This window comes from Pigmentiphaga aceris (assembly GCF_008119665.1).
In the GTDB taxonomy this organism is placed as follows: domain Bacteria; phylum Pseudomonadota; class Gammaproteobacteria; order Burkholderiales; family Burkholderiaceae_B; genus Pigmentiphaga; species Pigmentiphaga aceris.
Genome location: NZ_CP043046.1, coordinates 1,660,149 through 1,682,052 on the forward strand (window position 1 = coordinate 1,660,149; position 21,904 = coordinate 1,682,052).

At 60.8% G+C, this 21,904-nt stretch carries 19 protein-coding genes; 8 read left to right on the forward strand and 11 right to left on the reverse strand.

Annotated elements, in window-relative coordinates; all coding sequences use genetic code 11:
• Positions 1–2: 2 nt before the first annotated feature.
• From FXN63_RS06910 to FXN63_RS06925, 4 genes are all read right to left on the reverse strand, one after another.
• Positions 3–503 (reverse strand): PadR family transcriptional regulator, encoded by a 501-nt coding sequence (locus FXN63_RS06910; RefSeq protein ID WP_148813964.1) that lies wholly within the window; start codon positions 501–503, stop codon positions 3–5.
• Positions 504–619: 116 nt separating this feature from the next.
• On the reverse strand, positions 620–2,245 hold the full coding sequence (locus FXN63_RS06915) for a flagellar assembly protein A (protein ID WP_187395131.1): 1,626 nt from the start codon (positions 2,243–2,245) through the stop codon (positions 620–622).
• Positions 2,246–2,592: 347 nt separating this feature from the next.
• The gene (locus FXN63_RS06920; protein WP_148813968.1) at positions 2,593–4,065 is read right to left on the reverse strand and encodes an HDOD domain-containing protein; all 1,473 of its coding nucleotides are present in this window, start codon (positions 4,063–4,065) and stop codon (positions 2,593–2,595) included.
• Between the two features lie 79 nt (positions 4,066–4,144).
• Complete coding sequence (locus FXN63_RS06925; RefSeq protein WP_187395132.1) at positions 4,145–5,908, reverse strand: putative bifunctional diguanylate cyclase/phosphodiesterase; 1,764 nt, start codon at positions 5,906–5,908, stop codon at positions 4,145–4,147.
• A gap of 447 nt (positions 5,909–6,355) precedes the next feature.
• On the opposite strand from FXN63_RS06925, the gene FXN63_RS06930 reads away from it, so the two are divergent.
• The 3 genes from FXN63_RS06930 (at position 6,356) to FXN63_RS06940 (ending at position 8,058) form a co-directional block, all read left to right on the forward strand.
• Complete coding sequence (locus FXN63_RS06930; RefSeq protein WP_148819035.1) at positions 6,356–7,354, forward strand: HD domain-containing phosphohydrolase; 999 nt, start codon at positions 6,356–6,358, stop codon at positions 7,352–7,354.
• A gap of 108 nt (positions 7,355–7,462) precedes the next feature.
• On the forward strand, positions 7,463–7,678 hold the full coding sequence (locus FXN63_RS06935; RefSeq protein WP_148813969.1) for an RNA-binding S4 domain-containing protein: 216 nt from the start codon (positions 7,463–7,465) through the stop codon (positions 7,676–7,678).
• Between the two features lie 224 nt (positions 7,679–7,902).
• Complete coding sequence (locus FXN63_RS06940) at positions 7,903–8,058, forward strand: DUF3309 family protein (protein WP_148813971.1); 156 nt, start codon at positions 7,903–7,905, stop codon at positions 8,056–8,058.
• A gap of 124 nt (positions 8,059–8,182) precedes the next feature.
• Here the strand turns inward: FXN63_RS06940 and rdgC are convergent, their stop codons facing one another.
• Both rdgC and FXN63_RS06950 read right to left on the reverse strand, forming a co-directional pair.
• Positions 8,183–9,184, reverse strand: a complete 1,002-nt coding sequence (gene rdgC / locus FXN63_RS06945; protein ID WP_148813973.1) for a recombination-associated protein RdgC — start codon at positions 9,182–9,184, stop codon at positions 8,183–8,185.
• 166 nt (positions 9,185–9,350) lie between these two features.
• The gene (locus FXN63_RS06950) at positions 9,351–9,914 is read right to left on the reverse strand and encodes a YceB family lipoprotein (RefSeq protein WP_148813974.1); all 564 of its coding nucleotides are present in this window, start codon (positions 9,912–9,914) and stop codon (positions 9,351–9,353) included.
• A 279-nt stretch (positions 9,915–10,193) separates the two neighbouring features.
• On the opposite strand from FXN63_RS06950, the gene FXN63_RS06955 reads away from it, so the two are divergent.
• Entirely contained in the window at positions 10,194–11,177 is a 984-nt protein-coding gene (locus FXN63_RS06955) for a metal ABC transporter solute-binding protein, Zn/Mn family (RefSeq protein ID WP_148813976.1), read from the forward strand.
• Between the two features lie 418 nt (positions 11,178–11,595).
• Positions 11,596–11,769 carry a DUF1328 domain-containing protein gene (locus FXN63_RS06960; RefSeq protein ID WP_148813978.1) on the forward strand — a complete coding sequence of 58 codons (174 nt, stop codon included), beginning with the start codon at positions 11,596–11,598 and terminating at the stop codon, positions 11,767–11,769.
• A gap of 122 nt (positions 11,770–11,891) precedes the next feature.
• On the opposite strand, the gene FXN63_RS06965 is transcribed toward FXN63_RS06960, so the two are convergent.
• Entirely contained in the window at positions 11,892–12,236 is a 345-nt protein-coding gene (locus FXN63_RS06965) for a hypothetical protein (RefSeq protein WP_148813979.1), read from the reverse strand.
• Positions 12,237–12,476: 240 nt separating this feature from the next.
• Complete coding sequence (locus FXN63_RS06970) at positions 12,477–14,126, reverse strand: sensor histidine kinase (RefSeq protein WP_187395133.1); 1,650 nt, start codon at positions 14,124–14,126, stop codon at positions 12,477–12,479.
• 219 nt (positions 14,127–14,345) lie between these two features.
• On the opposite strand from FXN63_RS06970, the gene FXN63_RS06975 reads away from it, so the two are divergent.
• Together FXN63_RS06975 and FXN63_RS06980 are read left to right on the forward strand one after the other, a co-directional pair.
• Positions 14,346–14,816, forward strand: a complete 471-nt coding sequence (locus FXN63_RS06975) for a response regulator (RefSeq protein WP_148813983.1) — start codon at positions 14,346–14,348, stop codon at positions 14,814–14,816.
• 150 nt (positions 14,817–14,966) lie between these two features.
• Positions 14,967–17,531, forward strand: a complete 2,565-nt coding sequence (locus FXN63_RS06980) for a response regulator (RefSeq protein ID WP_148813984.1) — start codon at positions 14,967–14,969, stop codon at positions 17,529–17,531.
• Between the two features lie 93 nt (positions 17,532–17,624).
• Here the strand turns inward: FXN63_RS06980 and FXN63_RS06985 are convergent, their stop codons facing one another.
• Positions 17,625–18,041: an ankyrin repeat domain-containing protein gene (locus FXN63_RS06985; protein WP_148813986.1), complete on the reverse strand. Its 417-nt coding sequence runs from the start codon at positions 18,039–18,041 to the stop codon at positions 17,625–17,627.
• A 209-nt stretch (positions 18,042–18,250) separates the two neighbouring features.
• A complete protein-coding gene (locus FXN63_RS06990) occupies positions 18,251–18,883 on the reverse strand; it encodes a DUF1415 domain-containing protein (RefSeq protein WP_148813988.1) in 633 nt (210 codons plus the stop codon).
• A gap of 156 nt (positions 18,884–19,039) precedes the next feature.
• Between FXN63_RS06990 and gshA the strand changes: the two genes are divergently transcribed.
• The gene (gshA, locus tag FXN63_RS06995; RefSeq protein WP_246165054.1) at positions 19,040–20,635 is read left to right on the forward strand and encodes a glutamate--cysteine ligase; all 1,596 of its coding nucleotides are present in this window, start codon (positions 19,040–19,042) and stop codon (positions 20,633–20,635) included.
• Here the strand turns inward: gshA and dinB are convergent.
• Entirely contained in the window at positions 20,615–21,886 is a 1,272-nt protein-coding gene (gene dinB / locus FXN63_RS07000; RefSeq protein WP_148813991.1) for a DNA polymerase IV, read from the reverse strand. The two genes, gshA and dinB, sit on opposite strands and share 21 nt — an antisense overlap.
• Positions 21,887–21,904 lie beyond the last annotated feature (18 nt).

Consider the following 21,904-nt stretch of genomic DNA (forward strand, 5'->3'; position numbering starts at 1 on the left):
AATCAGGTCCGCTCGATCTGCCGGGCGGCGGCATCGAGTGCATCGGCAATCGCATCGATCTGCGCGTCGTTCAGCGGCGCACGCGCCAAGCGCATGCGCACCGCCATGCGCAGGTTTTCAATCGCGCGAATGACCTGGGGCGGACGCCCGCCGGCCGGGCCGGCTTCGTCCATGCGGGCCAGCAAGGCATCCACGGCCACACGGTTTGCAGCCAGGAATACCTGGCCTTCATCGGTAATGCCGTAACGCTTGCGTGCGCCTTCGCTGGTCACGCTGACGTGGCCCAGCTCTTCCAGCAAGGTAAGGGTGGGGTAGACGACGCCCGGGCTGGGGCTGTAGGCACCATGAAGACGTTCTTCAATGGCTTTGATGAGTTCGTAGCCGTGGCTGGGCTTGTCGCAGATCAGCTGCAACAACACCAGACGCAGGCCACCGTGGCCGAAGATGCGACCGCCACGGCCACCACCTGTTGCCGCCTTGTCAGCGGCTTCCCATGCACACATGCTTGATCTCGATCTTGTTCAGATATAAAAAGATATATCTAAATTGGATCGAAATCAAGTCGATTCGATAGCAGGAGGGATGCCAGCTGCGCCAGTTGTGCAGCTCAGTGCGTCATTCAGCGCAAGACGATGTGACCCTTTTCAATCACGGCCTTGCCGCCTTCACGCTCTTCCATGAAGGTGCGCTGATGCCCTGCGTAATGCAGCGTCACGCCGGCCTGCACGCCTCGGAAAATCTCGATGCGCGCGTCAGACGTGGGGATCATTTCCTGTTGAATGGCCTTGATCTTGGAATCCAGGGCGAACAGTTCACCCACCACGCTGGAGAACATGCCGCGAATGCGCTCGACCTGCTGTTCGCCGACGTCGGGCCGCTTGTCCAGCACCTCCATCAGCTTGTCGAGCTTGGACTTCTCTTCAAGCAGGCGCACACGTGATTTTTCAACCTCGGCCAGCTTGCCCGCCGCGTGCGGATTCACACCCGCCTGAATCATCGTGGGGGTTCCTGAAGGCGCACCTGCGCGGCCGGCGCGAATGCTCTTCAAGGCGCGAACCTTGCCGCCGATGATGCTGCCGTCGCGTGAACCGGGGCGACCGACCACCACCGATTCACCCGCCAGCACTTCACATTGCCGGATCTCGCGTTCTGCACTGATGCTCTTGCCGGCGCTGACAAAGGCGCTGACCATGAAGCGTGCCTTGATCGAGCCGCCTGCCACGATGTGCGCAATGCGCAGGCTCGGGTTGTCCTGCTCTTCAGTCATGGCGGCGCTTTGCACACCGATGATGCCGCCGTTGACCTTCACGTCGCCACCTGCTTCCACGTGTGCCGCTTCAATGGTCCCGCGCACGGCGATGTCGCCCGTGACGCGCACTTCCATGCCGGCAGTGATGTCACCACGCACTTGCAGGCTGCCGTCGAAATTGATGTTGCCGGTGGTCAGGTCGACCGCTTCAACGGACACCACCGGATCGACCGTCATCCGGTCTCCTGCAAGCTTGGGCACACCCGCAATCGCAGCGCGCAGCAGGTTGGGGTCTTCCTCGTCGATTTTCGTGCCGGCAAGATTGTTGGGGAACGGCTGGTCGGACACCGGGGGGGGCGGTATCTGGTGGCCGAAAACATCCGTGCCCGGCAGCCCTTGCACGGCAGGAACGCGCCGCATCAGGGGCGCGCCCGGCGATACCAGCAGAAGATGGCTGAGGTTGCGATAGTCGATCAGCGCGTTTTCATCTTCATCGTGCGAGCTTGGTTTCAACTCGTCCAGCAGGCTGACAAAGCGTGCCGACATGCCCGGTACGGGCGGCGTGCCCTCGGCAATTACCAGGCTCTTGCAGTGACCGGCGCGCAGCGCGTCCAGTATGGTCACTTGTTTCAGTCCATAGGTGATCTGGCGTTTGGTGATCGCCTCGCGCACCTCGGACAGGCGCACTGGCTTGCCGCCTTGCGGCGCGTGCAACTCAAGCAATACGACGACGTGATCGGCGTCGAGTTCGAGACTGAACGTGCCGTCGCGCACTTCACCGACTGGCAGGCGAAAAGGCTCGGTCGCGGTGTGACAGCGATTCAGGAACAAGGTGACCGCGGGATCGGCGAACGCGGTTTCTGACCAACCTCGGGCAGCGGCTGCTTGTACCAAGGCATCTCGGTTTGGCAATACGGCGTCAGGGGTGGCCAAGTATTCCGCGTACAGCACCCGTGTCGATTCTTCGAGCATGAGGTGGAATGAAGAGTCGGACATGTGCGAGCGCCGGGGGCAATGGTGTTGAGGGAGTCTACGCAATTCAAGGCGCAGCATGCTGGTCCACGTGCTGGTCCCCATTCGGGTCCAATAAGCCCGCGAATTATGGTCTGCTTTGAAGCAGTTGCCGATTAGGGATTTGAAAGGGTTTCTACCAAGAACCGCGTAGACAGTGGTCCACCAGCGTCAATAACGCGTGATCTTCATTGCAGTGTGGTTTTTTTGATGCGCGTCTGGCGGCATCTTGCCAGCGGGCAGCGCCGTCAGCAAAGGGACAAACCGGCTGGCAGATGTCGCTGCCAGCCGGTTGTTCAGCGGGTTCTTCAGTCGATTGTTCAGCCGACTGTTCAGCGAACGGCGGCAGGCTGATTGGGCTGTGCCTGGCCGAAGAAGCGGCCGAGCTCCGCCGACAGCTCGTTCAGTGCCGCCATTTCTTCAGGCAAGACCTTGCGCACTGATTCAGGCCGATTCCAGTCGCCGTAGATCAGCGCCACCGCACCTGCCGGAGTTCTTACCGGCAGCAGCACAAAGGCGTGTGCATCGGGCAATGCACGACGGAACCACGCGGGAATGTGGGCGCTGAATTTGGGGTCACGGGCGTTTTCGAAGAAGATGCCCACCGAATTGGCAATGGCCAGGTGGAAGACGTCGACTTCGAAGGCTTCGTGAAAACGCAGCTTGGGCAGCAGACGTTCCAGGTCTGCACCGAAACCCAGGCGTGCGGCATAGATGCCGGCCGAGGCATCGCGCACGAACACAATGGCACGCGACAGCTTCAGACTTGCCAGCAAGGTTTCCGATGCCATCGCCAGCACCGGTGCCAGGCGATTTTCCGAGGGCAGGGAGCGCAGGTCTGCCAGGCCATCACGGATATGGCGTTCTGCCGCAATCGCGTCGCTGGCTGCCGAGCCCGACTGGGCGCGGAGTTCGTAGATTTCCTCGATGAAACGCTTGCTGGCGTTTTCCTGCGTCAGGCTGCGGGTCAGGTGCAGCAGCTTGCCCGCATCAAGCAGCAGCGCAGCGCTGTATTCAGTGACGGTGCTGCGAATCGCCTCTTCGGTGACCTTGGGATCTTCCCCCGTCGACAGGTGTTCCGACATCGAGGTCGAAAAACTGGTGACGGCCTGCATCCAGTGCGTGCGCGCTGGCACGTCTTCCGCATGCGGGTCATAGGGCAGCATGCCAAGCGTCACGCTTTCCGGCAGGCCCCAGCGCTCGGCCGCGAGCTGACCCAGCGTGTCAAACGAGATGCCCAGCACATCCAGACCGACCTCGTCTTCGCTGCGGCCTTCGGCATCGGCCCGCTGGCGGATCTGCTTCCACTCGGTTTCCAGGTAGAACAAGCACAGCAGCTTGCCCAACTGACGCATCAGCGTGCACACCACCGCTTCTTCGCTGGCGCGGGCGTCGAGGGTCTCGGTGATCTTGCGGGCGATACAGCCGGCAAGCATCGCACGGTTCAATTCAAGCTTGGCGTCGATGCGTTGGGTGCCGGTCTGGTGGAAGTGGTCAACCAGCTTCAGGCCCAGCACCAGGTGTGCAACGGCCTCCATGCCCAGCACCATGAGCGCGCGCGAGACGGTGGTGATGTTGCCACCGAAGGCCATGTACATCGCGGAATTTGCCAGCCGGATCACGCGCTGCGTCAGCGTGAAGTCGGACAAGACGAGCTGAACCAGCGCCGTGAAGTCGTAGCTGTCGCTTTTCATTGCCGAAATCGTCGCGCGAAGCGAGTTCGACAACATCGGAAAATCGCCACGCTCGTTGATGCGTTGCCACAGCTTTTCGATGATCGGGCCGGAGGGCTGGGTGGGCGGCATGTGTATCGTCAGAGCGAATGTTGCAAAAACCGGTCGCGCATAGGCAACGTTTGCGTTGCCTATGCGCGCCGGTAAAGGATTATGCCGATACTGTGCGAAGTTCGCCCAGCGCAAATTTGCGCGCCAGTTGATCGACGGGCAGCGCTTTGCAGACTACCCAACCCTGAATCAGGTGACAACCGCTGCTTGCCAGCATCTGCCTTTGTTCAGGCGTCTCCACGCCTTCAGCAACCAATTCAAGATTGAGCGAACGCGCCAGCGCCACCACGGCAGCGACGATCGCCTGATCATTGACGGAATGCGGCAGGTTAACAATAAAGCTGCGATCGATCTTGAGCGTCGACAGCGGGAAGCGTTGCAGATAGGCAAGGCTGGAGTAGCCGGTGCCGAAGTCGTCCACGGCAAAACGAATGCCGATGGCGGTCAGTTCTTCCAACAACATCTTGGCGCGCGCCGGGTCGTGCATCAGCACGCTCTCGGTGATTTCCAGCACGATCCGCTCGGCAGTGATGCCGGTGAGCGCAATCGCTTCACGCACGACTTCAGGGAAGCGGCGGTCGCGGAACTGGTGTGCCGACACGTTGACCGTGGCGTAGGGCAGGCGGATACCCGCGTTGTCCCACTGGGCCAATTGCATGCAGGTATTGCGCAGCGCCCATTCGCCCAGGAAGTTGATCAGCCCGCCGGACTCGGCCAGCGGAATGAACACGCTGGGCGGCACCGCGCCGTGCACCGGATGCTGCCAGCGCATCAGCGCTTCCACGCCCACCACCTGTTGCGTGCGCGCATCCGAGATCGGCTGGTAGTGCAACGAGAACTCGCCATTGCGAATTCCGTTGTACATATCGGATTCGAGCTTGAGTGCATCGGCACCCTTGGTGCGCACATTCGGCTCGAAAAAGCACAGTCGGGTCGCCCCTTGCACGCGCTTGGCGCGGATCAGGGCGTCGTCGGCCTGACGCAACACTTTGCCGCTCTGGTGGCGAACCTCGGGGAACATCACAGCCCCGATGCTGACCGACAACTGCAAGGTCTGGTTGTCCAGCGTATACGGCTGCTGAATGGCGTCGCTCACGCGCCTGGCCAGGTCGGCAATGTCTTCACGACCAGGGGTGTGCGCCACTACCATCAGGAACGAATCGCCCTCGGCACGGGCCACGAATTCACGTCGGTCTGCAATTTTCTGCAGGCGTTGGCCTGTTTCCTGGATGATGCGGTCGCCAGCCTCGTAACCGAAGGCGTGGTTGACGCGGTGGTATTCGTCCAGATCCACCAGCAGCACGGCTGCCTGGGCGCTGGGATCGGACATGTCGCCCGCAATGCGGTCGATCTCGTGGCGGGCGGCCGTCAGGTTCGGCAGGCCGGTCAGGGCGTCATGGTGGGCGTCGTGGATCAGGCTTTGTTCGCGTTCCAGCCAGCTCGACACGTCGAAGGCCAGCACCGTGAACTCGCCCGGATGACGCTCATTGATATTGATGCGCAGTTCGACCAGGCGCGGATAGGTCAGCGTCTTGACCAGGTGCAGCGTGCACTTCTGCATCGTGCGGCGTTCGCGCGCACGGTCGAAGCAGTCCATCAGGGTGGCGAATTCAGCGTCCGGCACCAAGTCGGGCAGCGTCAGAATCTGCAGGTAGCCACGGTGATAACCGATGAATTCCAGGCCCCGGTCGGACAGATAGGTAAAGCGACCATCGGGTGTGACACGCGCGAAAAAGTCTACGGTCTGCTCTAAAGAGCCCGTAGTGTCTTCGGAGTCGGACTGCGGCGCTGCCGCAGGCATTGGAAGCCCGACCTGGTGGCCCGCCAACTGATTGGTCAGCGCGCGCAGTGATTGAATGGACATAAGCATGCGTCCCAGAAACGATCGCTCAACTCGGATTTGTCTTGGCCACGAAGTCGATCACGCCCTGGCAGCAGGCGACGCGGTAGGCACCGGGGAGCGGCTACGCACGTGAAACTACACGTCAACTTTCTCAATAACGGCAGTGTAGAGCGAATCTTGAGTCAGCTACATGGCGGCTTGCACCTGATTGGCATGTAGATGCGCACTTATCAGACAAAAATCGCACAAATACTACCTAAAGAAGCTGAGAAAACAGCCGTAATCAAGGAGATGGCGTATGGCGCGTGCCGAATTTGATGGTTCTTGCGAACATCGGCGCGCTGATCGAAGGTGAATTTTTATATCGAGTTGAACGATGACCTCAGGTTGCTGGCAGGCGTTCGACTATTCACGCCACCTTGTTTTTTTGGGTAGCGTCGTCGAGCGTTCCCGAGACGCTGCATGTTGATGAAGGTCTCGAATAAGGACAAGGCACCGCTGATTCTCGCGGTCGACGATGAACCCAGCAATCTGTCGCTGTTGCGGCAGATATTGCAGGACACCTACCGCATGTCCTTTGCCAAGGACGGCGAGCGGGCGATCGCGCTTGCCAAGGTGGAGCGTCCCCAGCTGATCCTGCTGGATGTGATGATGCCCGGCATGACCGGCCATGAGGTGTGCCGACGGCTCAAGGCCGATCCGGCGCTGGCGGGTACCCCGGTGATCTTCGTGACGGCGCTGGTCGATCCGCAGGACGAACTGGCTGGGTTCGATGCGGGGGCCGTGGACTACATCGCCAAGCCCTTCAGCCCCCCGATCGTGCGGGCGCGTATTCGCACGCATCTGTCATTGGTCCGTTTCGACGAAGTGCGGCGCACCCAGCTTCAGGTGGTGCAACGCCTGGGGCTGGCCGCCGAGTACAAGGACAACGAGACCGGTCTGCACGTGATTCGCATGAGTCACTACGCCCGTCTGCTTGGTCTGGCCGCAGGGCTGAGCGAGGACGAGGCTGAAGACCTGCTTCACGCCGCGCCCATGCATGACGTCGGCAAGATCGGCATTCCCGATCGCATTCTGCAAAAGCCCGGCCCGCTCAGCCCCGAGGAATGGCGAGAGATGCAGCGCCACGTCAACATTGGCGCAGACATCATCGGGGAACAGCCTTCCGGCATGTTGGCGATGGCGCGGAACATTGCGCTGACGCATCACGAAAAATGGAATGGCGAGGGATATCCGTCTGGCTTGTCCGGCACCGCGATTCCATTGGTCGGGCGGATCGTGGCGATTGCCGATGTGTTCGACGCCTTGACATCGAAGCGCCCCTACAAGGAAGCGTGGCCCGTCGATCGTGCGGTCGATTATCTGCTCGAACAGCGGGGCCGGCACTTCGATCCCGAGCTGGTGGATCTGTTCGTCGGCCTGATGCCCGCCGTATGCGAGGTCATGAATACCTGGGCCGAGGCCTGAGGGGCATAACCTTCGCCCATGCCAGTCGGCCATGTCCATCGCCCATGCCCGCCTGCGGTATCGTGCTGGCCTTGGCCATCTTCTGGCTTTACGCATCACGGACGATTCATGCAGCACGATTTCACCCTCACCAGCGACTACATCGCCCTTAACGACCTGCTCAAACTGACTGGCCTGTGCGCATCGGGTGGCGAGGCCAAGATGTTGATCGCCGATCATTACGTGTCGGTCAACGACCAGATCGAAACCCGCAAGACCTACAAGGTACGCGCGGGGGACGTGGTGGTGCTGGGTGACGAGCGCATCGTCGTCAGCGGCGCTTAAGCTGCCACACTCGCCGGCCATACCCAGCCATACCCGCCGCACCACGAGGTACCCACGGTTTTTCGTCGTTGCCGCGCTGGAAAGAACGGTCGTGCCCGCTCAGGCATGACTCCTGCGATAGCTTCCACAAACGCCCGTTGCCATCTGGCCTGCGTTGAGCGCGCATGCAACCCGCCGTCCGGCCACCCCATCGCATGCGCGCATCTCGTTCACAGGAGAACCACATGCTTGGGACCATTCTGCTTATCGTTCTTATCTTGCTGCTCATCGGCGCACTGCCGACCTGGGGCCACAGCCGCAGCTGGGGTTACGGCCCCACCGGTGGCCTGGGCCTGGTCGTGGTGATCGTGCTGGTGCTGGTGCTCATGGGCAGGATCTAACGCAAATCGGCCGACAGGTAGGCTTTACCTGTCGGCCGATATTGTGGGTAATACTTACCCGTACGTGCTGCAGAGAGCTAGGCTCGGAGATGTCTGCCCACACAGCGCAGATGTCCCCGATGAATCACCAAGGCGGATTGCTCGAATTATCTGCTGTCGTTGACGACGGTGTTGACGATGCCTTCGGTGCGGATGATGCCGTTGGCGTAGACGACGGCTGCGGTGCCTGGGACGCCTGCTCCCCACCCAGCGCCTCGGTCACATCGGCGATCAGCTTGGCGAGTTCACCCGACATGAGTACGAAGTCGGCGTCGAAACGCTCGTCGTCCCCCGTTCCACCCGTATCGGTCTGTTCCTTCAGCACATCCAGCGCCGCAATGCGCTTGAGCGCCAGCGATTCCGTGAGCACGAAGGAAACGCGATCTGCCCAGGTCATGGCCAGACGGGTGCACTGCTTGCCAGCTTCAATGTGGCGACGGACTTCATCGACCTCGATCGAATGCTTCACATAGCGCACCGTTGCCTTGCTGTCGCCAGTCGAACGCAGCTCGGTGTCCTGGTCGATCGAGAACCCTGCGGGGGCTTCGTCGGCGAGCAGCCAGCTGGTCATGGCAGCCGACGGCGACTGATTCACATGGAACAGGCTGAGCGGCAGCGGATCAATTGCCTTGTGCAGCAACTCGATGACTTCGTCGCAGATCGCCGACGAGGCAGCATCGATGACCAGCCAGCCGTTGTTCGTATCGATCCACACCCGTGTATCGCGGAACAGGCTGAATGCCTTCGGACGCAGTTCGTCGGTGATGGCTTCCTTGATCTCGCGCATCTGCTTGCGCCCGGGCTTGAAACCTTGCTGGGCTTCGATGTCCGCCGCCTTGGCCTTGGTGAACTGATTGATCACGCTGGCCGGCAGCAGCTTCTTCTCGGTGCGCATGGTCAACAGCAGTTGGCCGTTGATCCCGTGAACCAGCAAGTCGTTTTCGCGCGGCGAAATCCAACCCTTGGTCTGGCCTTCCAGCGTGCCGCCCGGTTCAAACGTGTGGGGCACCAGCTGGTCGTGGATTTGTTCGGCAGTCTGCGGCCAAGGAGCGGGCAGACGGTAGATCTGTAGGTTCTTGAACCACATGGAGACGGCGCCGGCAAAGGGTCGATTCTACCGCGCGCGGGCCGCCCGCTCATCCGCAGCTGTGGCGGACTTATCTCATGCTGTATTGGCGCTGTGCTCGTAATGTGCTTGTGCGTTGCTTGTGCGGTATTCGCCAGGCCGATTCCAGGAAGGCGCGGCGCTGCGTTCACCGAAATGCCAAGGCCACCTTCAACCCCTCGGCTTCCACCGTGATGTCAGTGGGTTCGACCCGACGTCCGCCCACCGCCAACTCTTCCGGTTTGAACGTGTGAACCGCATAGTCGCGCAAGACTTCGCTGGCCAGCACGCTGGCCGCACTATTGAGCTGTTGCGCATATATCGGGGACAGTCCGGGCACGTCGACTGCCTCCACACCAGGGCGGTCCAGCAACACGGCACGTCGCGCAGCGTCGTAGCGCAAACCGTTGGTGACCGACAGGCGACCGTCGATCGGTGCACCAAGCATGGGATTTTCCACGCGCGCATCCAACCGTGTGCGCAGTCGGTTGTTCGCGGCATCCATGCTGACGACGGGATTGGCCAAGCGTATCGACATCACCTGCGCGTATCTGGCGGTGACGGGAAAACGGGTCAGTACCGCAGCTTGGATTTCATCACGTGTGAACGTGAACTCGTTGTTCCAGATGTTGTAGCCCGCCCGTGCAGAAGGCACGGCAAGCAGGGGGTTGAGTGCAAAAAGCTGAAGCAGATGACGGCGTGACTGGCGCATGGGTGTGGGCGGAAATCGACAATAGTAGTGCTGGTGCGACCGGCTGCCAGCTACATGGTTCGGTCGGCAAGGTGACTGGACGTCACGAGGCACATAGCAGTTGATCATCGTGGCTGGTGTTGCGGGCAGTTGTCGCAACGGTTGCCACTGCAACCAGTGATGCAATCACGGTCGTTATTGCAACTATGTTGCGTAACGTGGCATCATGTCGGCCGTTGATTGGCCGATTCACGCGTGGCGTGGCGGTCTGTATTCATTGTTGAAGGATGCGTTCACACCATGAAAAAAATTCTGGCAGCCTGCCTGTTGGCCGTAACCTCTCTGGGCGCGCAGGCGCAGGAAAAGATGCCCGTGGTGGCGAGTTTCAGCATCCTGGGTGACCTGGTTACCGAGATCGGTGGCGATCGCGTGTCGGTGCGCACCCTGGTCGGACCGGACGGCGACGCGCACGTGTTCCAGCCCAGCCCGCAGGACGCGGCAGTGTTGGCATCGGCGCGCTTGCTGGTGGTCAATGGCCTGGGCTTCGAGGGCTGGATTTCACGCCTGACGAGCACGACCCGGTTTGCCGGCGTGACCACCGTGGCAAGCGAAGGGGTACAGGCGCTGGACATGGAAGAGCCGGACGATCACAAAGGGCATAGCGATCACAAAGGCCACAGTCATGCAGGCCACGACCACAAGCCTGCCGAAAAACCTGCTGCCAAACCCGCCGCAGACCACCATCATCACGGTTCCCAAGACCCGCACGCCTGGCAGGACGCCACACGCGTGAAGACCTACGTTGCCAATATCCTGGCCGGGCTGATCAAGATGGACCCGGCGGGTGCCGACTACTTCAAGGCGCGTGCGCTGGCCTACGATGCAAAGCTGGATGCGCTTGACCAATGGATCGTGGCGCAGATTGCGTCAGTGCCGGCCGCCAAGCGCAAGGTGATCACCTCGCACGACGCTTTCGGTTACTACGAGAATCGTTATGGCGTCGAGTTCGTGTCGGCTGCTGGCGTCAGCACCCAGGCCGAAGCGGCGGCGGGGGACGTTGCCAGCATCATTCGTCAGGCGCGCAAGGAACAGATCAAGGCAATCTTTGTGGAAAACATCTCGAACGATCGGCTGATCCAGCAGGTTGCGCGCGAAGCCAAGGCCACCGTTGGCGCGCCGCTTTTCTCTGATGCGCTGTCTGCCAAGACCGGCCCCGCAGGCGATTATCTGAGCATGATGCGCTACAACACCGAGCAACTGGTCAAAGGCATGAAGCTGAACTGATGCCAGAACCACGCACAGGGCGGCAGGTATTTGCTGCCGCGCTGTGAGGAGTGTTACCGAAGACGAAGGCCGTATTGGCCTTCGTCTTTTTTTGTGCCTGGCGCGGCCAGCGGTATTCCGCCTGATTTATACAAGCTTTCTGTGGACAAGCTTGGGGGAATGTCCATAAGAAGGTTCAAAAATCTTTAATAATCAATGGCTTGATTGTTGCTGCCTATTAATTGGGCAGCGTGCGGTTTTCGCTGTTTCCGCTTGCGTTTCAGTGGTTCGTCAGCCTGGGTCATCCACAGGCTGCTTGGCTCTACCGTAAGCACGCTTTTGTCCGGAAATAACTGGACAAGATGTCGGCGCGCTTCGCCGCTAAGCTGGTCTCGACTGTGCAGCCATCCACTTGCACCCAAGACCACAAGGAATAGCAATGCTCAAACTCGCCATCCTCTTCGCGATCATTTCCGTGATCGCCGGTATCTTCGGCTTCACCGGTATTTCCGCAGGCGCGGCTGGTATCGCCAAGATTCTGTTCTTCATCGCCATCGCGCTGTTCGTGATCTTCATCGCGCTGGCCTTCATGGCCGGATCGCTGATCCTGTAGTCCACAGCAGGGCAGGCATCCGGATCTGGGTGCCTGCCTGACCGGTATCAAATGCAGGGTCGATGCAAGAATCGACACGTTGATTGACATGTCGATCAGCGATCAGTGCGCTGCTTCGAAGATCAAACCCGCACAGGCTGTTGTGCCTTCAATTGCCCCAATGCGTCGGCGAATAGATGAAGCGGGTCATCAGAGGCGGCAATCATGTTGCCCCCGACCAGTAGCACCAGTACGCGGTTGGGCAGCTCGACCAGCGACAGGGCACCGGGTTCGATGGCTACACCTGCCTTGGGCGCAATGATCTTGAACGCCTGAATCAGGACGGCGATTTCTTCAGCGTCGTAACTGAAGTGCTCGTGCGCAAACGCACGGCTGACTTCGTCGACCAAAGCCTGGCTGGTGCGCTGCAAGCCTTGTTCTACGCCATAGACTTGCGCGCTCAACATATCGTCCTGATCAGCAAGCACGCTTATTGCTGAGGCAGGTATGTCGGGACGTATTGTCTGCAATACGCACTGCAGCTGACCTTGCGTGGCAAGTAGGCGATCCTGGCTGATCTGGGATGCGAGCATGACGATTCTCCGCTTGTCATTGCCTCCAGACTAGTCTTACCCGTCCGTCAGACGGGTTACATGCCGTGTACCTTCATTTCCGGGTATGACACGCACACCCCCATCCAATGTACTGACGAGCTGCCGCAAGCGGCTTCACTGCGCCGCCGACGCGACTGGATCGAGCCTGACCACGATACGACTATGTTGCACTGTCCGGTCGATATGAATTGCCTGATCGCCACGGCGCGAGAAAGTACGTACCAGTCGAATGCCCAGACCACCGGTCTGGGATTGCGGCTGCGGGAAGGACTCCGGGAATCCCGGGCCATCGTCTTCCACTGTCAGCTCAAGCGCGTCGGGTCTGCTGTTCAGGCTGACCGTTACCGTGCCGCGTCCGTATTTCAGGGCATTGGTCACCAATTCGGCAGTGATCAGCCCCAATGAGGTCAAGCGGTCTGCGGGCATGGGCAGCGGATCTGCGTTCAACACGATATTGCGACCGCCGCGCCAGTCGGCCAGTGAGCGTTGCAAGTCATCCAGCAGGGCTTGAAGGTACTGAACGGCGTCCGAATCCATTGGCGCGCCTTCACGATACAAGCGCTCGTGAACGGCACCGACCGTCATGACACGGTTGGATGCTGCATTCAGGTGTTCACGCACCGTCACGTCCATACTGGTGGCGGCCTGCATCGACAGCAGGGTGCGGATCAGCTGCAAACTGTTGCGCACACGGTGATGTACCTCAAGCAACAGCAGCTTCTGGTGATCAAGCCGGGATTCGTGGTGATTCAGCAGCTCGGTCAAGGACTGTTCGTTGGCCACGCGCTCGGTGATGTCGCGCCACGTCGCCATCAGGCGCGTGATCTCCCCTGCGTCGTCGCGAACCGGGGAGATCGTCACATCGAACCACATCGGCGGCTTGCTGCCGCCCGCTGCCTGGGTGCCAGAAGTCGCTTCATCCTCAGTCTCATTGCTTGTAGGCCACGGGGCTTCAAAGCGTGAGGTTGTGCCCGCAGCAGCCTGGGCCAGGGCCTTGGCGGCAGCGCCTTGTTCGGCAGCTTGCCAAAGCGACAGCCACGCGCTGCCAGGATCGCCAAGGGCGGCCTCAGGCTGAGTTGCGCGCGCTTTCAGCAGTTCCGCACCACGTCGGTTGATGAATTCAAGCTGGCCATCGATGCCGATCAGCTGGATGCTGTCCGGGCTTGCGTCCAGCATGCTGGTAGAGCTGCCGGGAGAATCGGTGTGCACGGTTTCGGCCGAGTCACGTTCCAATGCCAGCGCAATCGTATTGGCAATGGTTTCGAGAAACGCGATGTCACGTGCAGACAGGTGCTGGCTTGCCGGTGCGTCCGCTTCAAGCACGCCGTAGCGCTGGGTATCGCCGCGAATGATCACATTCAGCGCACGTTTGATCCCGTACTTGCGCAGCAGTTCCGGGGTGCGGAACCGTTTCTCCCCAGGCAGGTCCACCGACAAGACGGGCTGCCCGGTCTGGAACGCAAAGCCAGCCGGGCTTTCCAGGTCCGCCCCCAGGCGTGCGGTGCCAATGTCTTCGGGCAGCCAGCCAATGCCTGCTTCCAGCAGGAACGAGTTTTCTTCGGGCAGGTGACGCAGGACTTTGGCAAAGCTGACTTCCAGGCCCTCGGCGACCACCACGCAGCTTTCGCGCAGCAGGTCGGGAATCTGGCGGCTTCTGAGTGCAAACAGCGCGAAACGAACGGTCAGCGCTTGTTGTCGGCGTATGCGGTCCAGACGCGTGGCGTCCTGCGCGAAGTCAGGATCGACGGGGGGCAAGGTGTGCATGAAGTTCGGCTCGTCTGAAGTGCGTGCGCATGGCGTGATAGGTCTGCACGAGAACCTGAGATAGTTTTCATGGTCACCCGCGCACATTCTATCCAGCGCCCAGATAAATTGCTCAGGCACGCTATTTGCTGAAGCCCGCTCAGTTAGGCGTGATATATCGTTCAAATACGGGTGTCATGCCATGGAATCAGTCTCAGGCGTGAGACGCGGAGGAAGTTGATGCAACAGTTTTACGAGGGCGAGATCGTGCGAAGCCAGCGGACCAATTGGCCGACACAGCAACATGAGCACGCTCGTGTGTTGATCGTCGAGGACGATGGCGAAGCGCGCGAGGCGCTGCATATGCTGTTGACGCTTCAGGGCTTCGAGGTGGCAGTGGCCGCTGACGGTGCCGAAGGTCTGCGCCTGGCCAGTGGGTTCCAGCCGCATCTGGTATTGCTGGACATCTCCATGCCCTTGATGGATGGGTTCGATGTGGCGCGCATGCTGCGTGACATGTCGTTTGCCAGCCGCCCGCGTCTGGTGGCGCTGACCGCGCTGACCGCGCCGGCAGATATTCAGCACGCTTTTGACGCAGGCTTCGACGAGTACTGCGCCAAGCCGGTCGAACCGGCACGTATCTACAGCATCGTCAATCGTCACGCGGATGCACTGGGATTGAAGCGACATCGCCGTCCGCCGGCCAACTGATCCCCACGACGCAGCGAGTTCAAGCCTTTTTAAGCTTGGGCGAGGTGCTGCGCGTGTAAACTTTGTCGCCCGCGTTCGGGCCAAGTGCCATGTGGTGCTCTGGTTCATGATCGATACTGGTATCGGCCGTGGTGTTGACTGGTGTCGCCAATGAATACGCTCCCTGATTTCGAATCACTGCTGAACGCGTCGCCCAACGCCTACATGCTCATGTCTGCCGACCTGACCATGATCTGGGCCAATGACGCTTACGTCAAAACCACGAGCACCGCACGGGAAGCCTTCATCGGACGCAATGTCTTCGATGCCTTCCCGAACGAGTCCAACGAGTCCATCAACGCGGGTGTGCTGCAACTGCGAGCATCGTTTGACCGGGTGTTGAAGACCGGTCTGCCTGACACGGTTGCGGTGGTGTCCTATCGCGTGCCGGCAGATGCGCCGCACACCACTGATTGGAGCGCGACCCACACCCCCTTGCTGGGTCCGGATGGCCGCGTGGCCTACGTGCTTCAGTGCACGGTGGAAGTGTCCGAGCTACAGCGCCTGAAGCTCGCTGCGCGCCGCGCCAACGACAGCGAGGACCCCGACGTTTTGCGTTCCGACGAGCTGCGCGCTGACCAGGTTCGCGCCGGCTTGCTGGACCGTGCGCATGCGGTGCAAAGCGCCAATCTGGTGTTGGAGATGGAGCGCACGCGCCTGCGCAACCTGTTCGATCAGACACCCGGCTTCATGGCGTTTCTGTCGGGTCCGACCCATGTGTTCGAGCTGGCAAATCGCGCCTACTTTGAAACCGTGGGTCGCCACGACATCATCGGTCGCACGGTACGCGAGGCCTTGCCCGAGATCGCGGTGCAGGGCTATATCGAATTGCTGGATCGTGTATACCGAACCGGTGAGGCCTATGTCGGTCGTGGCATGCGTGCCTTGCTGGAACGCACGCCCGATGAAGCGCTGGACGAGTTGTATATCGACTTTGTGTTCCAGCCGGTCTTTGACCTGAAGTCGCAAGTGATCGGGATCTTTGTGCAGGGCAGTGACGTGACCGCCGAGCACAAGGCGCAAAGCGAACTGGCCAATTACCGCAATCATCTTGAAGAGTTGGTCGCGCAGCGCACCGACGAGCTGCGTGAAAGCCAGGCTGCGCTGTTGCAGGCACAGAAGATGGAAGCCGTCGGCAAGCTCACGGGTGGCGTGGCCCACGACTTCAACAACGTCTTGCAGATCATCTCCGGCAACCTGCATCTGTTGCAGGCCGCCTTGCCGCAGGAAACCATGACCACGCGCCGCTTGGCCTCGGCCTCTGCTGCCGTGGAGCGTGGTGCCAAGCTGTCATCGCAACTGCTGTCGTTTGCCCGTCGTCAGCCGCTGGACCCGCGTGTTGTGAACCCCGGCCGCCTGGTGCGCAACATGGACGAATTGCTACGTCACGCGCTGGGCGAACATATCAGTATCGAGACCATCATTGCCGGTGGCTTGTGGAACACCTTCGTGGACCCACACCATCTGGAAAACGTGATCCTCAATCTGGCGATCAATGCCCGCGATGCGATGGGCGGCGAAGGCCGACTGACCATCGAAGCCGGCAATGCGATGCTGGACGATCGTTACGCGCAATTGCACCCCGAGGTCACCGCAGGTCAGTATGTGATGCTGGCCGTCACCGACACCGGCATGGGCATGTCCGAGCATGTAATGTCGCGCGCCTTCGAGCCCTTCTTCACGACCAAGCCGGAAGGACTGGGCACCGGTCTGGGCCTGAGCATGGCCTATGGGTTCGTCAAGCAAAGCGGTGGTCACATCAAGATCTACACCGAGCCGCAGCTTGGTACTTCGATCAAGATCTACCTGCCACGTTCGCATCTGAACGAAGCCGCCTTGCAGGCGCCTGCGGCGGGCGAGGCACCGGTGACTGGCGGTCGCGAGACCATCCTGGTGGTCGAGGACGATGAACACGTTCGTGCCACTGCAGTCGACATGCTGCTGCAGTTCGGTTATCAGGTGTTGAAGGCGTCAGATGCGCAGAGCGCGCTGGTGGTGCTGCAAAGCGGCGTGCACATCGACCTGATGTTCACCGACGTGGTGATGCCAGGTCCGATCCGCAGTCCGGAATTGGCACGCCAGGCGCTGACGCTGATTCCCGATCTGGAAATCCTGTTCACCTCGGGCTACACCGAAAACGCGATCGTTCATGGCGGGCGTCTGGACCCAGGCGTGACCTTGCTGAGCAAGCCCTATCGCATGGATGACCTGGCGCGCAAGGTGCGTCATCTGTTCCGTAACCGGGCACAGCGCAAGCGGTCGTCCCAGGTGGCTGATGTGCCGCCGGCACCTGCGGCAGCTCCCGCAGCCGTGGCGCGGCCCTCGGGGTTGCGGATTCTGCTGGTGGAAGACAATGCCGATACCCGCGTGTCGACGGCAGAGCTGCTTGGCATGCTGGGGCATACCGTGGTGGCGGTTGAAGATGCCGAGGCAGCCCTGGAGGTGCTGAACAAACAAGCTTTCGACTTGCTGTTCAGCGACATCAGCTTGCCCAATATGTCGGGGGCAGACCTGGCGCTGGAAGCCGTCAGCCGTTTCCCCAGCATGCGGGTGATCTTTGCATCAGGCTATGGGGAAACCGGTGGCCTGATCGGCGGCAAGATGGATTCCGTCACCTTGGTCAAGCCATATAGCCTGGAAGAGTTGATGCGCGCAGTCAGTCACAGCAGCAGCTGATTGGTCTCTGCTTGCAGTCGCCCTGCGCTGATGCATACGGCACAGGGTGACTGCATCGTTCTGCTGCTTGGTTCCGCCATTTAGTTCTGCTGATTACACCGAGTCGTTTGTCTTGCGTTCCAGCAGGGGCAGCAATTCGTTCTTGCCCAGCATGGTGGCAGTGTCGCGGGCAGAAGGCTTGCCGTAGCCAGCATCGGCTCCGCCAGCAACCAACACTTCGATCACCTCGCGATAACCTTTGAACACCGCGCCGGCCAGCGGGCTTTGGCCGCGGTCGTTCACGCGATTGGGGTCGGCACCCTGGATAAGCAGCGTGCGCACCGTCTCGGCATGGCCGTGATAAGCGGCCAGCATCAACAGGCTGTCGCCTTTGTCGTTGGTCAGGTTGGCGGGCGCGCCAGCTGCGATATAGGCGCTCAGGGTCTCGGTTTCGCCTTGGCGCGCAAAATTGAACAGCTTGGTGGCCAGGGCGATGACAGCGTCTTCATTGCTGCGCTTGGGAGGCTGCATGAGCGATTTCCGGTAACAAAATTCTGAAAGTAAGGTGTGGTCAGGCCCGGATGGCAGGGGCCAGACCGAACGACTGAGAGATCAAAAAACGGGCAGAAAACGTACGCTGCCCGTTTTTTGATCCCTCATGCTAAGTATTTGTACCAAAAGGTATTTTTCAAACGGTCCCCGGTGTATCCCCAAACTTGTCCACATTGGCTGGGGATAAGTTATTCCGTATTTTCGGATCGCGCATCCCGTGCCGAGGCAGGTTCCGAGGCAAGTTTGGATGCAGGCCCCCATTTGTCCGCCAGGGTCTGCCAACCTGTCCACCCCAGCTTGCGCAAGCTGGCAATATTGCGCGCGTAGATGCGCTCCGGGTCCGGGTAGCTTGCCACCGCACGTTGAATGCTGCTTTCGCGCAGCAGGTGCAGCATGGGGTAGGGCGATCGGTTGGTGGCGTTATCCACATCGTTGGCGTCGGTATCTGCGAACTGGTAGTCGGGGTGAAAGCTTGCCACCTGCAGTTCACCTTCCAGGCGAAGTTTACGGACGATGCGATCGGCTTGTGCAAGAAAGGCGTTGTAATCGGTGAAGTCGCCCAGCACATGGGGGTGAATCAGCAACACCGTGTCGAGCTTGGCGGCATCAGCCGCCGCCAATTCACGCAGAGCGTTGCGCAATTCGTCTGCCAGCTCAGTGGTGCCGGTGGCGCGGCTGACCCGGTAGCCAATCTGCTCGCGCACATGGACTGCCTTGGCGAAGGGACACAGGTTCAGGCCGATCACGGCGGTTTCAAGCCAGCTGCGTGTGCGGGCAATGACGGTGTCTTCCGACTCGGAACAGGAGGGCAGGGTAGGCATGACAGACAGAAAAAATAGGTTTGGCGCACGGCTTTCGGATTATGCGACTTTCGCATGTTTGCTGCGCGCAGGCGCGGTAGGGGCCGAATGCGATATAACTGCGCAACTTGTGCGTGGTCCGATGATGCACGCCGCAAAAGATTCCAAGGATTTACGTTGAGCGACCTGCTTACCACCCGCCTCACCCTGCTTGACCAACCCGCCCATCACCGCTTGATTGCCGGCAGCCAGATCGGTCTGGAAAAAGAAGGCTTGCGGGTCGATCCCCGAGGTCATCTTGCCCTGACGCCGCACCCGATCGCGCTGGGATCGGCGCTGGCCAACCCGCGCATCACCACCGACTATTCCGAAGCCTTGCTGGAATTCATCACCGCCCCGCACCGCAAGCACGACGCGATGCTGGCCGAGATGGACCAGATTCACCGCTTCACCTATGCCAATCTGGGTGACGAGGTGGTGTGGAACCAGTCCATGCCGGCCTTGCTGCCGGACGAGGAGACCATTCCCATCGCCTGGTATGGCAAGTCCAACACCGGCATGCTGAAGCATGTGTATCGGCGCGGCCTCGCGCGGCGCTATGGCAAGGCCATGCAGTGCATTGCCGGCATCCACTACAACTTCTCGTTTGACGAGGCGCTGTGGCCCTTGCTGGTGGACGAGAACGTGGGCAATGCCGGGCAAAACGCTGCCGAACACCAGTCGACGCGTTATGTGGCGATGATCCGCAATTTCACGCGCTACAGCTGGCTGCTGATGTATCTGTTCGGTGCGTCGCCGGCGATCTCGGCCGGCTTCCTGCAAGGTCGTCCGCATGCCTTGGAACGTTTCGACGCCGACACCTTGTACCTGCCGCATGCCACCAGCCTGCGCATGAGCGACCTGGGCTACACCAGCACCGCGCAAGCCGAGCTCACGCCCTGCTACAACGACCTGCCTACCTACCTGGACAGTTTGTTCGGTGCGGTCAGCCGCCCCTGGCCCGCCTACGAGAAGATCGGCACGATTCAGAACGGCGAATGGGTGCAGCTCAGCACCAACGTGCTGCAGATCGAAAACGAGTACTACTCGACCATCCGCCCCAAGCGCGTGGCGCGTCGCGGCGAGCGGCCCTTGCGTGCCTTGGCCAGCCGGGGCGTGCAATACGTCGAAGTCCGCTGCATGGACATCGACCCCTTCGTGCCCACCGGCATCGAAGCACGCACCAGCCGCTTCCTGGAAGCGTTCATGCTGTTCTGCGCGCTGGAGAACAGCCCGTCCTTCCCGGACGACGGACGTTGCATGCGCAGCACCAACAACTTCGGCCGTGTGGTCAAGCAAGGGCGGCAACCCGGTCTGCTGTTGACGCGTGATGGTGAGCCCATCGGGCTGCGTGAATGGGGCCATGATCTGCTGGATCGCATCGATGCCTGTGCCGATCTGATCGAACGCGCGCGCGGCGAAACCGGTTATCGCGAGGATGTGCGTGCCCAGCGCGCCAAGTTGAATGACGCTGACGAGACGCCGTCTGCACGCCTGCTGGCGGCCATGCGCGAATCGGGTGCTTCGTTCATCGAGTTCTCGCTGGAACAGAGCCGTCGCCACGCTGAGCATTTCCGTGCCAATCCGCTGCCCGCTGCAGACCAGGAAGCATTTGCCGATCAGGCTGCAACGTCATTGGCGGATCAGGCCGCGCTGGAGGCGTCCGAGGCGGGTGACTTTGGCGCGTTTGTCGCCACTTATCACGCAGGTCTGTTAGGCCGGATCAGCACCTGATCGATCGGACGATGCAGTGGCGTTGGGTGTCGCTGCATCGTTCGGGGGCGTAACGGGGGCTGTACTGTGCGGGGTGGCGTTTTCTACCTGCGCTGCTTCGACATCCACGGCTTCTGTCTGCACTGCTTCCACGTCTTCTGCCTGCACATCACTCACCCCCTCTGCCACCGGTTCATTTCCCCCTTCCTGGAACAATTCGAACTGGGTCACAGGCGGGCCAAGCCGGATACCGACGCCCATCAGCCGGACCGCCTTGCTGCTGCGGCCATGCGCCTCTCGCAGCAGTCGCTCCACCCGTGCCGGTGACAAGGTGTGCGCCACGCATTCCGCCGTGGTGCGGCTGAAGTCGGCGAACCGCAGCTTCACAAACAGCTTGTGCATCGTGTCATCGGCTTCTGCCCGCGCGATGCGTTTGCGCAGCTGTGCAAGCAGTTCTGCCATCTCGATACGACAGGCTTCGAAGCTGCGCAGATCACGCACGTACGTAGTTTCCACGCTGATCGACTTGCGTTCTCGCGTAGGGTTGACCTCGCGATCATCGATCCCGTGACTGAGCTGATGCAGCCGGTCGCCAAAACTGCCGAACACGCGTGTCAGGGCATCCGGTGTCCAGGTCTGCAGGTCGGCACAGGTCTCGATGCCCAGGCTGTGCATGCGCGCAGCCGTCACCTTGCCGACGCCGTGCAGCTTCTTCACCGGCAACTGCGACACAAAACCGGCGACGTCGGCTGGCCTCACGACAAACATGCCATCGGGCTTGTTCCAGTCGCTGGCGATCTTGGCCAGGAACTTGTTCGGGGCAACCCCCGCAGACACGGTGATGCCGACCTGCTCGGCCACACGCGCCCGGATCTCGCGGGCAATCAGGGTGGCACTACCGCGATGCCGGTCGCTGTTGGTCACGTCCAGATAGGCTTCGTCCAGCGACAGCGGCTCCATCAGGTCGCTGTAGTCCAGCATGATGGCCTGGATCTGGTTGGAGGCGATCCGGTACTTGTCCATCGCGGGCGGCAGGATCAGCAGTTCGGGGCACAGGCGCAGCGCGTGCGCCATCGGCATGGCCGAATGAATGCCGAAGTGGCGTGCTTCGTAATTGCAGGTCGCGACCACACCACGGCCTTCGGGACGGCCACCCACCGCCAGCGGCCGACCACGCAAGCTGGGGTCGTCGCGCATCTCGATCGAGGCGTAGAAGCAGTCGCAATCGCAGTGAATGATCTTGCGGTTTGCGAGGGTGGGGGAATCAGGCATCGGCGCGTGCAAAGAGGA

What these genes read in the sequence shown, in the direction of transcription:
- FXN63_RS06980 (WP_148813984.1), top strand. Translation starts at nt 14,967, where the DNA reads ATGAATACGCTCCCTGATTTCGAATCACTGCTGAACGCGTCGCCCAAC.
- FXN63_RS06975 (WP_148813983.1), top strand. Translation starts at nt 14,346, where the DNA reads ATGCAACAGTTTTACGAGGGCGAGATCGTGCGAAGCCAGCGGACCAAT.
- dinB (WP_148813991.1), bottom strand. Translation starts at nt 21,886, where the DNA reads ATGCCTGATTCCCCCACCCTCGCAAACCGCAAGATCATTCACTGCGAT.
- FXN63_RS06920 (WP_148813968.1), bottom strand. Translation starts at nt 4,065, where the DNA reads ATGCCGCCCACCCAGCCCTCCGGCCCGATCATCGAAAAGCTGTGGCAA.
- FXN63_RS06935 (WP_148813969.1), top strand. Translation starts at nt 7,463, where the DNA reads ATGCAGCACGATTTCACCCTCACCAGCGACTACATCGCCCTTAACGAC.
- FXN63_RS06960 (WP_148813978.1), top strand. Translation starts at nt 11,596, where the DNA reads ATGCTCAAACTCGCCATCCTCTTCGCGATCATTTCCGTGATCGCCGGT.
- FXN63_RS06955 (WP_148813976.1), top strand. Translation starts at nt 10,194, where the DNA reads ATGAAAAAAATTCTGGCAGCCTGCCTGTTGGCCGTAACCTCTCTGGGC.
- FXN63_RS06970 (WP_187395133.1), bottom strand. Translation starts at nt 14,126, where the DNA reads ATGCACACCTTGCCCCCCGTCGATCCTGACTTCGCGCAGGACGCCACG.
- FXN63_RS06940 (WP_148813971.1), top strand. Translation starts at nt 7,903, where the DNA reads ATGCTTGGGACCATTCTGCTTATCGTTCTTATCTTGCTGCTCATCGGC.
- FXN63_RS06950 (WP_148813974.1), bottom strand. Translation starts at nt 9,914, where the DNA reads ATGCGCCAGTCACGCCGTCATCTGCTTCAGCTTTTTGCACTCAACCCC.
- FXN63_RS06915 (WP_187395131.1), bottom strand. Translation starts at nt 2,245, where the DNA reads ATGTCCGACTCTTCATTCCACCTCATGCTCGAAGAATCGACACGGGTG.
- FXN63_RS06985 (WP_148813986.1), bottom strand. Translation starts at nt 18,041, where the DNA reads ATGCAGCCTCCCAAGCGCAGCAATGAAGACGCTGTCATCGCCCTGGCC.
- FXN63_RS06990 (WP_148813988.1), bottom strand. Translation starts at nt 18,883, where the DNA reads ATGCCTACCCTGCCCTCCTGTTCCGAGTCGGAAGACACCGTCATTGCC.
- FXN63_RS06930 (WP_148819035.1), top strand. Translation starts at nt 6,356, where the DNA reads ATGAAGGTCTCGAATAAGGACAAGGCACCGCTGATTCTCGCGGTCGAC.
- FXN63_RS06925 (WP_187395132.1), bottom strand. Translation starts at nt 5,908, where the DNA reads ATGTCCATTCAATCACTGCGCGCGCTGACCAATCAGTTGGCGGGCCAC.
- FXN63_RS06910 (WP_148813964.1), bottom strand. Translation starts at nt 503, where the DNA reads ATGTGTGCATGGGAAGCCGCTGACAAGGCGGCAACAGGTGGTGGCCGT.
- rdgC (WP_148813973.1), bottom strand. Translation starts at nt 9,184, where the DNA reads ATGTGGTTCAAGAACCTACAGATCTACCGTCTGCCCGCTCCTTGGCCG.